The sequence below is a fragment of the Citrobacter sp. Marseille-Q6884 genome, assembly GCF_945906775.1.
In the GTDB taxonomy this organism is placed as follows: domain Bacteria; phylum Pseudomonadota; class Gammaproteobacteria; order Enterobacterales; family Enterobacteriaceae; genus Citrobacter.
Map to the genome: position 1 here is coordinate 992,690 of NZ_CAMDRE010000002.1, position 14,857 is coordinate 1,007,546.

Below are 14,857 nucleotides of genomic sequence, written 5' to 3' on the forward strand. Positions count from 1 at the left end.
AGATGACGCTCTTACCCCGGATAAATACCGCGGTCTTTACGTGCCAGCAGAATACGCTCACAAGCCACGATATAGGCTGCGGTACGCAGGGAGCAGGATTTCTCTGCCGCTTTCTCCCACACGTGCACCATGGCATCGGTCATGATTTTATCCATGCGATTGTTAATCTCTTCTTCGCTCCAGAAGAAGCTCGCCATGTCCTGAACCCATTCGAAGTAACTGACGGTTACACCACCGGCGTTACAAATAACGTCAGGGACGACGATGATGCCACGGCTTGCCAGCACGTCGTCTGCATCCGGGTACGTCGGGCCGTTTGCGCCTTCGAGAACCAGCTTACAGGTCAGTATTTCTGCACGATGGCGGGTAATTTGGCCTTCGAGCGCGGCAGGGATCAGAATATCCATCTCCAGGCTCCAGAAGGATTCGCTGGCGATGGTTTCTGCACCCGGGAAGCCAGCAATTTGTTTGTGCTCCAGCTGCCAGGCGGTGAGTGCGGCCATGTCGATACCGGTGGAGTTAAACAGCGTCGCGGTATGATCCTGGATCGCCACAACGCGAGCGCCAGCGCTGGCGAACAGGCGAGCGGCTTCACTTCCCACGTTACCAAAACCTTGTACCGCCACGCGAGCGCCTTCAACGGTGATATTGGCACGGCGGGCAACTTCCAGACCGCTGACGAACACACCGCGACCGGTCGCTTTATCACGGCCTAACGAACCGCCGAGGTGGATAGGTTTACCGGTGACCACACTGGTCACGGTGGTGCCGTGGTTCATGGAGTAAGTATCCATCATCCACGCCATGACTTTGCCGTTGGTACCGACATCTGGCGCAGGAATATCTTTCTGTGGCCCGATGATAATGCCGATTTCGCTGGTATAGCGGCGGGTTAAACGCTCCAGTTCACCTTCAGACAGCGAGAACGGATCAACGCGAACGCCACCTTTAGCACCGCCGTACGGCAGGTTCAGTGCTGCGCATTTGACGGTCATCCATGCAGACAGGGCCATCACTTCATTAAGATCAACATCAGGATGATAACGCACACCGCCTTTGCCTGGGCCTCGGGAGAGGTTGTGCTGCACGCGATATCCTTCGAAATGGCGGATACTACCGTCATCCATTTGAACCGGAATATCGACAATCAGGGCGCGTTTTGGGTGACGCAGGGTATCCACCCAATGGGAAAGTTCGCCCAGGTAAGGGGCCACACGCTCGATTTGTTGCAGGTAGGTATTCCAGGCAGATGTGCTGCTATCTGAAGCGTAAGATAACTTATCCATGATAAACCTTAGTTATAAAAGTAATATGTTCTTAATTTAGCCGTGGTATACAGTGAATCTCACCATATACACTTAAATTTAACATTTTTTCAAAGAACTGGCTCGCCGGGAAACGGGTGATTCGGGACGGACTGATATCGAAAATAAAACCGAAATGAATAATTATCTCGTCATTAAGCGTTTATTTGCGCTTTTTGATGGATTGGCGCACTGAATATGCATTTACCCTTAAATTACCTATTTGTCAGATTTATGACACACCTCTAAAAGTAAAAAATATGATAATACTTTGTTCATTATCTTGTTGTTTTTTAGTAATGAGGTGAAGTGTCAGTAGGTGACGGCGATCGTGACGGTGTCGGCGTAGTTATCCGGGGTATAGTTTGCGCTGGGAACGGTGGCATAAACCGAATAAGCCGCGGTGGAACCGGTGCCGGTTCCGGGCACATTATTGAGCGAGGTATTGCCCCATACCGTCCCGGATGGTCCAGGCGTCGAGCTGAGCTGATAAGGGATTTTATCGGTGTTGGATCCCGTACCGCTCATCACCCCGCTGCCCGCCGTATTCCCATTGGATGGCTGAAGCCCGATGGTATAAGGGGTGTTATTGGTGCACGCGACGCCGACGGTGTTCGATGCCGTTGCATTGCGCTGGTTTGCGGTCACCTGGGCAAAATTAATGTTCGTGGCGGAGCTGATACTGCATTGCTTCGTGACCGTTGCGGAGACCGTAAAGGGAAGTCTGGCAGCGACGGTATCGCCGCAGGTAGTCGGTGGAAAGAGGAGTCCGGGATTGAGGGTGACAAACGCAGTTGCCGTGGTATAGCTGTCCTGGTAGGCTCCGGGAACAGCGGCAGTTTGTGGGGTAGTGATTCTGGCGAATACGGTCAGCGTTCCGGTCACTGGCGTCAGGTTCAACAGGTTTAACTGGATCATCGGGAAGGTGGTGCCCGACTGATACTGACTGCCCCATATTTTGCTGTAACCAGCGTCCTGGTAAAGTTGGTAGTTCAGCGTCCTGGCGGGTGTTCCACTTAATGACATATTTCGTGTGGCAATCTGTCCGCTGACGTTTGAGGCGCCAATATTAAAACAGAGGTTGATCCCCGCAAGGGCGTCGCCAAGCTCCTTCGCACAACTGTAGGCAAACGTCATGGATGACGTTGCGCCCGTAGCCGTCAACGGATTTACCGCACCGAAATTGACGGGCTGAACGTTGCTCACCGAACAGGTCACCGCATAGCTTATCACGGGGCAGCCGAGTAAACCGGCGGTGAGTAACAGATATCTTATCCTCACAAAACGCCTCCCGTTCTTATTACTGACACACCAGTGGACCTATCTGGACAATGCCTTTCGCATTGGTCGGGTAGTCAAACTGCACGATGCAGCTACCGTTTTCGGTCTCAACGCGCAGGCGGTTGTGGGGTTCCAGCGTGTCAAACCAGGTCATACCGTCAAAACCGACAATGGATGACTGACCCGAACCGGTGGTGGCATTCGCCATACTGCCTTCCGGGATAGCTTTACCCCGGGAATCAACCAGAATGACCTGCGCCGCGCGTACGGGGGTGATATCAAAACTGACCAGTGTGCCGGAGCGATCCGCAGGGGTTGCATTGGCATCGACGCGCGCGATCCGCATGTTGGCGGGAAGATCCATCGGGTCGATACTGATCTGGTTATTCTGGTAGCTGTTCAGCGAGGTAACCAATAGCAGCCCCTGATCATCGCTGTGCCCGACAAGGTTATTTTGCAGTTTGACCGGAACGTCAGGAATCCCGTTTGTCGATACCACGGCAAAACCATTGTTGATTTCACGGGCTGCGAATACGCCGCCGCCCATGGTGACCAGCGAGCCTGTCGCCCCCGCGTAGCCATAGTGGTTATCAGGCAAGCGGCTAAAGCCGGTGTAGGCTTTCCCGTAACGCCCCAAATACCCTATCTCGGCCTGACCACTTTGTTGCGATGCCTGCTGGCTGGCCGCCACATTCCAGCCCCATCCGCCGTCAGCCGGCGGTGTCTGACTGGCATTGAGCTGGTAGCCGGTTTCATCATTGGTGCGTTGTAGCGTGCTGCTGACGCTGAGGTTGTTGCTAGCGGTGACGGTTACCATCAGATAGAGGCTACGATCGCGTTCATCATCGATATTCTGGTTGAAGCCCGCATTCAGGGAGACTGTATCAGAAATGGATTTGTACCAACTGGCGTTGGCGTAGCGTACTGCGCTTTCGTGGGGATACCGAAACTGCAGATAGCTCAGGCTGATGTTACCGGCGGACGCCATCGAATAGCCAATCACCGTGTTACTGCTGAGCGTCGGTGGCGGTTCACCATAATGGGTTGCGACATCCCGATAATCCCCAATGGTCGCGGTGGTACTGGTGCTGAAATTAAAGGCATCCCCGGACCAGCGGTAACCCACACTGTATAAATAGCCGTTTTTCCCGGCGTCAACGCTGGCGACCAGGGCGGTGGAAAGCGTTCCGCTGCGGCTACCGGGTACCCAGTCGTTGCTGAATCCAGCGTTGATCAACCCATCACTGGTTTCAGCATGCGCACCTGTGGTGAACGTATTGCTCAATCCCCGACGCCAGATGCCGCTGACGACAGGGGCGCTGGCATAATGAAAAGAGTCATAACCATAGTTCTCGCGTACGACACCAAGCTCTGCGGACCAGGATGTCAGTCCCTCCCGTAAGAGCTGTTGATCGTTATAAAACGAGAAATTTTGCACCGTTGTTCTGCCCAGCGCGTCCGTCATCATCACCTGGCCGGTACCCGCGCCGCTGATGTTGGGCATGGTGTTAATCTGAAAACTCCCGGCCGGGACTTCACCGTTGTAGTACTTGACGCCGTTGACATACAGTTCAACGTTTGAGGGCAACGTCGCTGAGCCGAGATAGGCGGGGAGCGGGGTGGTCGGCATATAAGGCTGCAAACCAAAATCGGTGCCTATCTGGATCCCGCCGATGCGGGTAGGCCGCGACCATGTAAGGGCGCTGGTCAGGGTATCGCCAACGGTAACGGCCAGCATATTTTGCGGAAACGAGGCGCGCCATTGGGTATCCAGTCGGTCAAATGTGTTATCCGCATTGGCATCAGTCGAGTATTGCGTAAGCTGGGTGGTACTGAATACCCCGGAACCATTGAAAGCGCGCAACTCGCTAAAAGTATTGAGGCTGCTTTCTTCTCCCTGCTGCGCGTAAATATCATAATTGAGCAACGCGCCGCGCGATGTCGATACGCTCGGCGCGGCTTCTGCAATCGGGTTAAGTTGTGTCGTCGCAAGGTCAAGGGCGCTCAGTGGTGCAGTGAGCGCCAGTGTTTGCTGCTGGACATTGTAGTCAATCGTCAACTGAGCGATATCGCTCAGACTGACGACTCCCCTGGTTTCTGGTGGTAAACGAAAACCTAATTGCCGCAGCGTTTCTGCGCCAGCGTAGAGTTTCTCGCGATCATAACCAAAGTGAACCAGCCCGACTGAATTACCATTTACTGTCACATCGAGATATAAATTAGCGCCCACCAGTGGGGTGGCGTCACTGATAACGCCATTTTTAGTCGGGTTATTATTGAGCGCTTGTGCAGAAACCATACCGGATATTAATGCTCCGTTGAGTAAGCAAAATTTCACCAGAAAGCCGGGCCAGTCAGAGCTCTTGTACAGTTTTTTGACCATTTACTGTTACTTCAACTTTACCGCCATCATGCTTATCACTGGCGGACGGGGATAATATCCACCGCATCGTTGAGCCTGGAAGAACATAGCCTAATAGCCCTGGGGTAATCACTTTTTTAGCACCCTGATGAGTGATAAACGTCGCTGCCGAGAGTTGAGCATGCGCATTACCCTGATTACTGACTTCAAGAAATTTTTTGCCATCCTGTTGTTGCACTTTCCATTGTAATTTCGCCACGCTTTCCGTCTGTGTGGCCGGTTGAATAAATACGGGTACGGAATAATGCAGAATAAACTGGAGCTTATTTTTCTCTAATTTTGCCGGGGGTAATTCATCGATGGATAACCGATAAGCGTCTTCTGTATTGAGAGATGACGGACCGGTGCGAATAACACGAATTAACTGACGCTCACCCGGTGCTAAGGCAAGCATTGGCGGGCTGATGACGAGTCCCTGAGAAGGTGACAACCTGTCACCGTATGCACTCTGACTCCAGCGAAAAACCCGGACCTGGGCATTAAGCACGCTATCACCGGCATTGCTTAACCAGATACCCTCGGCGTTTTGCGTCGCCTGTAGCGTTAACGTTACGGGCGCTATCTGCAACCCGCTTGCGGCGGCGACATTGACGTTCATCGCTATCCCCAGCAGGCATGCGCAGGCACACTGCTGTAAAGGCAGTTTATCGATCATCTGTCTTCCTGAGGTTAATAGTTAACGGTAACCGTTACGACGTCGGCGTAATCGTCAGGTGTGAAGTTGGCGCTCGGCGCAGTAGCGTAAACGGTGAAGTTTTGCCCCTGTCCTGTCCCGATAGAGGCCACTCCATTTCCCACAGACGTTGCGGTTGCGGTATTGCCCCAGACAGGGCCGGTTGCGGACGTTTGATTCAATTGATAAGGCACTTTATCGGTATTCGTCGCTGAATTAGCAACCGAGGACATCGCGCCGCCGCCCGTTGTATTTCCACCGTTGGTTGTGGAAGGTGCCAGACCAATAAAATAAGGCGTAGTTTTAGAGCAGTTAATGGAAATGGTGTTGCTGCCATTGGTATTTGTCGCGGTGGTATTCACTGGCCCAAGCGTAATATTTGAGGCAGAACCCGCAGTAACAGTACAGGCTTTTTGGATAGTCATAAGCACCTGAAATGTGCCATTCGCTGTTGCTGCATTTGCCAATGACGTCATGGAAAACACGGTGCAAAAAAGAATTAAGCGTGTGCTGATGACTGGAGTCATATCCTATACCTCTTTCAAATAACCACATTTTTTGCTTTAAAAAAACAACAATGTGATACAGGAAGCCATGATTAAACCCTAGGATAAGTATTAGTCTTGTGCCAGTTAAGCTAATGAATTTTACTTAGGAAAAAGGTGATGTGGTCTACAAAAAATAATACCCAAGTGTGATTGCAATGTTTCGTTTTAAATACTACTTAAGCCGGTGTTTGGGCGTTTTTTAGTGCGGTCTGAACACCGCTTATCTCACTGATTACCCGTTCATGAAAGGAGGGCGGTGACTTATCCTGAGCTGCGTATGCCCACGAGGACGTCGCGTCATTTCATCTCGCAATACGAATTATTTCGCTCACACGATGTTATTGGCTTTTTATCTGGTAATAGAAATGCATATTAACGAAATATTTTATTACATGTTTTTGGTGATGCTGGGTTTTTCTTTAATTGCATTTTGCCCACGTCTGATTCAGGGTGTTTATAGAACAAAAGGATGTAATTCATTGTGTTTATAGGTTTTTTCATGGTTGTGAATTAAATGTTGTCGCATTAGAACAAATGATGAGGAAATGATAATGAGTGAACGTATAGATGTGGAAAGTATTATAAAGACATTTCTTGAGTGTACGAAAATAAACACCACTTCAGTTCCAGATAATTCAGCACTTCCCAGCAGCCAAAATCAATATAAACTTGCCCAGCAGGTTGCAGGATATTTCGAAAATTATAAGGGCATTAATGTTGTTATCAATGACAATGCCATCACCACTATCACGCTCCCGGCCAATCATGCAGGCCTTCCCTCCATCGTCTTTTTTGCCCACCTCGATACGGCGCCAGACCATGCCGGTGATACGCACGCCGTACGCGTTAAGCATTATGACGGCAAAGCGATTACGCTTGCCGGTACTCAAGAGAGACTGTCGCCAGAGCAGCATCCAGAATTATTAGACTATATCGGGCAGGATCTCATCACGACGGACGGTACCAGCCTGCTGGGTGCGGATGACAAAGCGGCGATTGCAGCGGGCGTCGAAGCGCTGCGCTACCTGGCCACTCACCCTGAGTGTCGTCATGGGGATGTACGCCTGGTGTTGTTGCCTGATGAAGAGATCGGCATACGCGGCGCGAAAGCGCTGGATGTTGCCAGCCTACAGGCGGATTACGGGATTTGTCTGGATTGCTGCGGCGTCGGCGAATATGTGGTGGAAAACTGGTACGCCGGAAGCGCGCGGCTGACCATTAAAGGGGTAACCGCACACCCGATGAGCGCGAAGGGCAAGCTGGTGAATGCGCTATGCCTGGCCACAGATGTTATTGCAGCGCTGCCGGCTAAAGAGCGCCCGGAGCACACTGAAGGACGCGAAGGTTATTATTGGCCCCATAAGCTGACCGGGGATACAGCAAGCGCCACGCTCGATATTGCGATTCGCGATTTTGAAATAACCGGATACCAGGCCAGGAAAGCGACGCTGCTGTCGATTGTCGAACAACTGAAAGCGCAGTGGGGCGACGATAAAGTGAATATCGACATCAGCGATATCTACGACAATGTCAAACCAGGCCTTGATAAAAACCCCGCTATTATCGCCAACGTGCAACAGGCGATGCGTAATCTGAACATTGTAGAGAAACCGCTCATTATGCGCGGTGGCTATGATGGCAGCGTTATTACTCCGAAAGGGTTGCCAACGGTGAATATCTTCACCGGGGCGCATAACTTCCATTCAACGAAAGAATTTTTGCCGGTTGAATCCCTGCGTCTGGCCGGTGAAATGCTGCTGGAAATGGTCGAACTCAGTGCACAAGAGGTTGTCGCGTGAATAAGTGGATCATTGAAATTGTCCTGTATGCCGTATACATGGTGTTCGGCGCGGTATGGGCGACCACCGGCTCCGTCATGCCACAAATTATGGCCGATTTTCATGTGGATGTGTCGCATGCCGCGTTGATGTCCAACGTGATATTGTGGGCCAAGATCGTCGGCTCGGTGTGCACGGCGATTCTTGTTTCCCGCCTCGGAACGCGTAAATCCTATTTGTTAGGTTGTGTGATGATTGGGCTCTCTGTTTTCATCCCGCTGACTCACGACTTTACCGTTTTGCTGATTATCCGTTTCCTTGGCGGCTTAGGCGGCGCAATTTGTCTGGTGTCTCTGGTGCCTACCGTGGCACGTTATTTTGATAATAAAACCAGCGCCACGCTCAACAGCATAAACTGCACCTCCAACATTATCGGCACGATCATAGCTCTGACTCTGGCAGCCTGGCTGTCAACGCTTCTGGGGGGATGGCGCAATTTACTCGCCGCTTACGGTGTCATTACGCTGGTATTGGGCGTGGTCTGGATGCTGTGCTTTAAAGACGAAGAGCGCAATGTGAAAATGGCGGCTCAAATCACGCGGGCGGAAAAATGGCAGGCGTTGAAAGCAGTGATCTTCAGCCGTATTGTCTGGGGAATGATTGCGCAATATGCCGGTGCGATGATCATGATGGTCTTCATGTTTACCTTTTTGCCGCTCTACTACGCCAAATATGCCCATCTCCCGGCGGATTCACATGCCCATTTAAGCGGCACCGTCAACCAGGTGGGCATTATGCTGGGGGCCATTGTCGGACCGATGTGTAAGGCGAAAGGCTACCATTATAAATCCTGGTTATTCGTCACCAGTATCATTATGGCGATCACAACCTTCGCGATGCTGTTCGCTACCAATGATATGGTTATTCTGGTCTGCTCGTTCCTGACAGGATTCGTGTTTGCCACATGGTTTGCCTTCATTTTCTCCATCCCTAAAGAGGGACTGAAAAATGCGACAACGCAAACCGTGACGTATGCGATGTCCACGTTCTGGTTTGTCACCTTTATTATTGTGACGATCAATAGCCAGATAATCGGCTGGTCTATCGACCTGACACATGGCTTCACGGTTGGATTTACCTGGGTGTTTGCGCTGATGGTGATCTCGCCAGTGGTGGCATGGTTAATTTTCCCTAAACGCCAGAAGACTGTATTCAGCCCGGCATGATGCAATACGATTCGTATAAGGGTTAATGTCGTTATCTCCTGAGAAAATGCCGGATTATCTATCCGGCATTTTTTACTGTGAGGGCATGGCGATTATTTGGCTTGCACCACGCTTATTCATTCAGTTAAGCTCAAACGCTTAACATTGAGTTAAAATCATCACCATGAAATCTGCTGATCACTATATTTTAAAATGTGATACACCGATCACGTTTTATCCCAAAAGAAATAAAATTGTCATTGGGAATGATGACTTTCGTTTGGAACCCTTGCAAACACATTTGCTGCTCTATTTTATCGACCATCGGTCGCAGGTCGTTAACACTCAGCAGATTGCTGCTCATGTATGGCAGCGCAGTCATGTTTCAGATAATTTAGTCCGCCAGGTGATCAGCACGCTACGTAGCCAACTTCAGGACAAATCCAGACCTTATAAATTTATACAAACTATCCCGAAGCAAGGGTATTTATTTGAGGCTGAGGTCGAAGAGGTCTGCGAAGCGGACCATCTCGTTTCGGATGACACTCTCACACCGAATGAACAGGTTCAGACCCCGTCATGTGTTCCGAAGGCAAGGGGCGTGAATACTGTCAAGCCTGTTTCTGTGGCGATCTTTTTGCTTATTATTGCCGTCGGGCTGTTTGTTACCGCTGATTATCTTATCAACTGCCCCGAAGATTCTGTTGTCACGCAAGAGAGTATTATCCCTGTCTATATTCATAATATCGAGCCGGACTCAACCCAGGATGAGGTCGCTGCGAAGAATGTCTATAACGCTATCTTTTATGGCATTAACTCCGCGAAGCGATTGACGGGTTATCAGTATTCATATTTATCCTCTGCAACTAAAAAAGTGTTACCGGAATATGGGTTTGAGTTGCGAGGAACAATAAAAAGAGCGGGCGCAGCTTACGCTCTGAATGTGATTGTTAAAAATAAGAAAACATCGCAAAGCATGACCATCAGTCAAACCTTCGATCATGATAGCTTCTTCTCTTCAATGGGGGATGTTGTGCAGAAAATTAACGCGATCATTGCTCCTGCCAGTTCCGATAATGAAACGGCGAACTATCAGGTGGCATCGGTCAAACGTTATGAAGACTGGCATATGATTTCTGAAGGCATATCGCTTTTTTATCATGGCGAGGGAGGAAAGGCGTTTTATGACGTTGCCGTTCAATTGCAGAATATGAAAGCGCAGGGGCGGGAAAATTATCTGGTCAATGCGTTACTGTCGTACTCGGCATCGCTGAAATATTTACAGTCCGGCGGCGAGGATAACCGCAAACAGTCATTGCAACTGGCCTTGCGCGGGTTCGAAATGAGTCCGCGTTGTGATATCGCGAACCTTGCATTAGGTCTGGCGTTGATTCTGAATCAGCGTGCCGATGAAGCCTATCCTTATCTGGCCTATGCAACGGAAAACGCCACCAGTCCAATTGGCTTTTTTCTCCTCAGTGTTGCAGATAATCAGTCAGGGAATCCAAACGATGCGATGCATAACTACAAGCGTTTTATGGAGATCCAAAAAGAGAGCAATGGCCAACTTTATGGGCTTATCAACGATTCTCAAAACATCACCCTCAGGTCACTGAGCGCGCCATAATCACGTGCGGGGGAGAGAGGTACATTGACTACGGTAAATGTGTCTTTGTAGCCAGCAAATTTGTTTGATTTTTGTTTGGATTAATTTCACATTGCCTTGCATCAACGGATTCAGGCCGTTTTATCAGATACTTACCGGGAATTCTATTTTCCTGGAGATGTGATGGTATGTCCGCGCTATTCAAAAAATTTGCTTTTCAAATCATTCCTGTGCAGATCTTTATCTTTATTTTTTGGTTTAAGAATGGCTTTATTGATAAGGTCATGGGGGTTCTTCTTGGTATTATCACCCCGGATACGGCATATGCAGGCGATACATGGGCTGGCTGGAAAGGATATATCGTAGGGACCTGGGATAAGAGCCAGGTCGCACATTATTTCTTAAGCCCGGTATTTGACTATGTGTTCCCGGTGTTGATTATTCTGCAGTGTTTACCCTTTGTGCTGATCATTATTTCTGTATTGAAAGGTGAGTTTCTGGCAAACAAAGAACGCCCATGGTTAATCTACGCCGCGTTTGCTTCGCTCTTTGTGGCGGGGTGTATGGTGTTTACCCAAACATTATCCGGTGCCAGCGATGGTCAATATCTTTGGCAATTTATCGGCTTTAGCATGGTTGCCATTATGTTTATCCGAAATGAGCAAAAAAGATAATCAGTTTCCGCTCAGGGATTTTGATTAAGGCAATATACCAGACAGGCTATCGGTAATAGATAGCCTGTCTGGCGTTTTAAGCTGAATCACCGGATTAGTTAAGTCTGACAGGCATGCCCGAGCGCATCACCAGCGCTTGCTTCAGTGTTTCTTTTTGCACCTGCGGATCATTAACGACCGGTAAAAGCGATGTCGGTATCAATGCGGGTGTTGATGGATTTACCGTTGCATCCTTTTCCGACTCGGATAACTGATGATGCACTTCAATATAACGCGCACCATTTTTTTCGACAGTTGCTTTAACCGGTTGATTCACAAATTCTACGCGTGTGCCGACGGGCACTTCACTGAACAGCGTTTTTAGATCATCTGCACGTAATCGCACGCAGCCATGACTGACGCGTAAACCAATACCAAAATTCGCGTTCGTGCCATGTATTGCAAACTGGTTGCCAATATACATGGCATACAACCCCATTGGATTATCAGGCCCGGCAGGCACTACGGCGGGTAAAATATCTCCCTCAGCGGCAAATTCACTGCGCTCATTTGGGGTTGGCGTCCAGGTGGGACCGACTTTCTTTTGCCGGACAGACGTCACCCAGTTTTCCGGCGTATCGTGGCCAATTTGTCCGATCCCAACCGGGTAAATCTCGACGGTATTCTGGCCTTTGGGATAGTAATAAAGTCGCATTTCAGCGGTATTGATGACAATACCTTCATGCACGGTGTCCGGCAGAATACTCTGCAAAGGAAAGGTTAATACTGTCCCGGGCGTGGGAAGATAAACATCGACGCCGGGATTGGCATCCATCATGTTGCTCATTCCAACATGGTGCTTTGCCGCGAACATTTCCAGAGGCTGCTTACTGCCTGCGGGGATTTGTTCATATTCGGTGGTGCCGACGACTCTGTTGCCTGTCTCTGGAAGGGGGAAGGTAACGGCTGATGCGGTATTTATACCGGTTCCTGCAACGAAAAATAACAGTAATGCCTTAATATTCATATACATTTGATTTGTATGACAAATTACTTAGGGCTTCATTCTACGTATATCTGCCACTCTGATCCATCATTTTTAAATGTAACAAATGACGTCATTTTTGCCGGTTTTCTTTATCTCTGGCAGGGCTGCGGTTGCCTGTAAATGCCTACAGAGTACGCAGTGAAAGGGCGTTTAAAATGCAAATCATCATACAAATAATGCAACTCATGCCCAAATAAGTGCATTTCATTCCGTGATTAGTGCACTTCATTCCGTTTAACTCTTTTCGTCAAAAAGAAAGAATAAGGTAGCGCGTAGAAACCGACTATCGAGGAACGTCCTATGCAGTCTCAACCGCAACAACGTAAATATCCGCCACGTACCCGTTGGCTGACATTTATCGGCACCCTGTTATCCCAATTCGCGCTGGGTTCCGTATATACTTGGTCTTTATTCAATGCACCCTTTGCGGGCAAACTGCATTCCACTATTCCGAACGTAGCGTTTACGTTCGGTATTCTTTGTCTGGGGCTGGCGATAGCCTCTTCCTTCGCCGGGAAACTGCAGGATCGCTTTGGTGTTAAGAGCGTGACGACAGCCTCTGGCGTATTGCTGCTAATTGGTCTCGCGGCGACGGGCTATTCAAGCAATCTGATGTTTTTGTGGGTCACTGGCGGTGTGCTGGTGGGAATTGCTGATGGGGCAGGTTACCTGCTGACACTGACGAACTGTGTTCGCTGGTTCCCTGAAAAACGCGGTCTGATTTCGGCGTTTTCCATCGGCTGCTATGGTTTAGGTTCTCTGGCGTTTAAATTCATCAACATGGATCTGCTGGCATCCTTTAGTCTCCAGTCTGCCATGTTATGGTGGGGGGTTATCGCTTGTGTGATTTGTGTCATCGGGGCGCTGATGATGACCGATGCGCCGCATCAGAACGTGAAAGTGGCCGGCGGGGCGATTCAGAAAGATTACACACTGGGTGAAGCCATGCGCAAACCGCAGTACTGGCTGCTGGCATTGATGTTCACGACGGCGATGATGGGCGGGTTGTATGTGGTCGGTGTGGCGAAAGACATTGCGCAGTCTATCGTTCATCTGGACGCAATGACCGCCGCTAACGCAGTGACCGTCGTGGCTGTGGCGAACCTGTTAGGACGTCTGGTCATGGGGATTATGTCGGATAAAGTCCGTATCATCCGCGTTGTCACCTTCGGACAGATCATCTGCCTGGTGGGTATGGTGCTGCTGAATTTCGTCCATCTGCACGAAATGTCATTCTTCTTTGCGCTGGCTTGTGTGGCGTTTAACTTCGGTGGACACCTGACCACATACCCGTCGCTGGTGGCAGAGTTCTTCGGTTTAAACAATGTGACCAAAAACTATGGTGTGATTTATCTGGGATTCGGCATCGGTTCATTCCTGGGATCGGTCATCGCTTCTCTGTTCGGCGGGTTTCAGGCCACATTTTGGGTTATCTTCATCCTGCTGATTGTCTCCGTGGTGCTTTCGCTGACGATTCGCCGTCCTGCTGCGACTGCGGCACGGAACAATGAATTTGCGCGTTCGCTGTAAGTGATGTGCTTGTCCTGTGTTGACCAAAGGTCTCGTAAGAGGCCTTTTTAATGGAGTGATTTTATGCCGACTTATTTTTGCCGGGTGCCGCGTGACCTTCTCACACATGAGCAGAAATCGCGTGTGGCTAATGCGATTACTGCGCGTCATAGCGAAGCGACGGGAGCACCGACCTTTTTTGTCCAGGTCATCATTGATGAAGACAAAGGCTATGATCGCTATGTTGGCGGTTCTGCTGCCGGTGATCACATCTGGATTAATGGCGATTTGCGGGAAGGGCGCTCCCGTGAGCAGATTGAAAGCCTGATGCTGAATATTGTGCAGGATGTGGCGGATATTTCCGGGATAAGCCGGGAAGATATCTGGATTTACATCAATACGCTGTATTGCGATCACATGGTTGAGTTTGGCAAAGTTCTGCCACTGGCCGGGTGTGAAGCGCAATGGTTCTCCGGGTTGCCAGAGGCGTTAAAAAAACGTCTGCAAGCGCTGGATTCGACACATAAAGAGATGCTCTAAATCCAGACAGCCCGTTTGAATCGAGTGTTGTCGCCCAGGGTCACGAGGGTTATCAAGGTCTTACAGAGTGAAAATCGTAAGACCCTGACAGCTCGTTTGTCGCCCCATCTGTAGGTCAATCATTTCTACTCTCTTGATGTGCTCACTCACCCGCAGGCTGAGCGCAACCGATACCCTTTCCAATTACGTAAATATTCATTTCTACGCAAAAAATAGTCACTCAGATTAATTCCCGTCATGTTAGTATCAGCAATGAAATCAGCGAACTTGTTTTTTATAAAACATAAAAT

At 49.6% G+C, this 14,857-nt stretch carries 12 protein-coding genes; 6 read left to right on the forward strand and 6 right to left on the reverse strand.

Features of this window, described 5'->3' with window-relative positions; all coding sequences use genetic code 11:
* Nucleotides 1-11 precede the first annotated feature (11 nt).
* From N7268_RS19995 to N7268_RS20015, 5 genes are all read right to left on the reverse strand, one after another.
* Nucleotides 12-1,286: a Glu/Leu/Phe/Val family dehydrogenase gene (locus N7268_RS19995; RefSeq protein ID WP_260864185.1), complete on the reverse strand. Its 1,275-nt coding sequence runs from the start codon at nt 1,284-1,286 to the stop codon at nt 12-14.
* A 330-nt stretch (nt 1,287-1,616) separates the two neighbouring features.
* Complete coding sequence (locus N7268_RS20000; protein ID WP_260864186.1) at nt 1,617-2,585, reverse strand: spore coat protein U domain-containing protein; 969 nt, start codon at nt 2,583-2,585, stop codon at nt 1,617-1,619.
* A 19-nt stretch (nt 2,586-2,604) separates the two neighbouring features.
* On the reverse strand, nt 2,605-4,884 hold the full coding sequence (locus N7268_RS20005; RefSeq protein ID WP_260864702.1) for a fimbria/pilus outer membrane usher protein: 2,280 nt from the start codon (nt 4,882-4,884) through the stop codon (nt 2,605-2,607).
* Nucleotides 4,885-4,939: 55 nt separating this feature from the next.
* Nucleotides 4,940-5,662: a molecular chaperone gene (locus N7268_RS20010; protein WP_260864187.1), complete on the reverse strand. Its 723-nt coding sequence runs from the start codon at nt 5,660-5,662 to the stop codon at nt 4,940-4,942.
* 14 nt (nt 5,663-5,676) lie between these two features.
* Nucleotides 5,677-6,207 carry a spore coat U domain-containing protein gene (locus N7268_RS20015; protein ID WP_260864188.1) on the reverse strand — a complete coding sequence of 177 codons (531 nt, stop codon included), beginning with the start codon at nt 6,205-6,207 and terminating at the stop codon, nt 5,677-5,679.
* Between the two features lie 572 nt (nt 6,208-6,779).
* Here N7268_RS20015 and pepT point away from each other — a divergent pair.
* From pepT to N7268_RS20035, 4 genes are all read left to right on the forward strand, one after another.
* Nucleotides 6,780-8,027 carry a peptidase T gene (gene pepT, locus N7268_RS20020; protein WP_260864189.1) on the forward strand — a complete coding sequence of 416 codons (1,248 nt, stop codon included), beginning with the start codon at nt 6,780-6,782 and terminating at the stop codon, nt 8,025-8,027.
* A complete protein-coding gene (locus N7268_RS20025) occupies nt 8,024-9,232 on the forward strand; it encodes an MFS transporter (protein WP_260864190.1) in 1,209 nt (402 codons plus the stop codon). The genes pepT and N7268_RS20025 overlap by 4 nt, the downstream gene beginning before the upstream one ends.
* Before the next feature lie 163 nt (nt 9,233-9,395).
* On the forward strand, nt 9,396-10,838 hold the full coding sequence (locus N7268_RS20030; protein WP_260864191.1) for a transcriptional regulator: 1,443 nt from the start codon (nt 9,396-9,398) through the stop codon (nt 10,836-10,838).
* A gap of 167 nt (nt 10,839-11,005) precedes the next feature.
* Nucleotides 11,006-11,491 (forward strand): hypothetical protein, encoded by a 486-nt coding sequence (locus N7268_RS20035; RefSeq protein ID WP_260864192.1) that lies wholly within the window; start codon nt 11,006-11,008, stop codon nt 11,489-11,491.
* A 94-nt stretch (nt 11,492-11,585) separates the two neighbouring features.
* On the opposite strand, the gene N7268_RS20040 is transcribed toward N7268_RS20035, so the two are convergent.
* Entirely contained in the window at nt 11,586-12,497 is a 912-nt protein-coding gene (locus tag N7268_RS20040; RefSeq protein WP_409929209.1) for a L,D-transpeptidase family protein, read from the reverse strand.
* A gap of 321 nt (nt 12,498-12,818) precedes the next feature.
* Between N7268_RS20040 and N7268_RS20045 the strand changes: the two genes are divergently transcribed.
* Together N7268_RS20045 and N7268_RS20050 are read left to right on the forward strand one after the other, a co-directional pair.
* Nucleotides 12,819-14,048 (forward strand): MFS transporter, encoded by a 1,230-nt coding sequence (locus tag N7268_RS20045; protein WP_260864194.1) that lies wholly within the window; start codon nt 12,819-12,821, stop codon nt 14,046-14,048.
* Between the two features lie 63 nt (nt 14,049-14,111).
* A complete protein-coding gene (locus tag N7268_RS20050; RefSeq protein WP_260864195.1) occupies nt 14,112-14,567 on the forward strand; it encodes a tautomerase family protein in 456 nt (151 codons plus the stop codon).
* Nucleotides 14,568-14,857 lie beyond the last annotated feature (290 nt).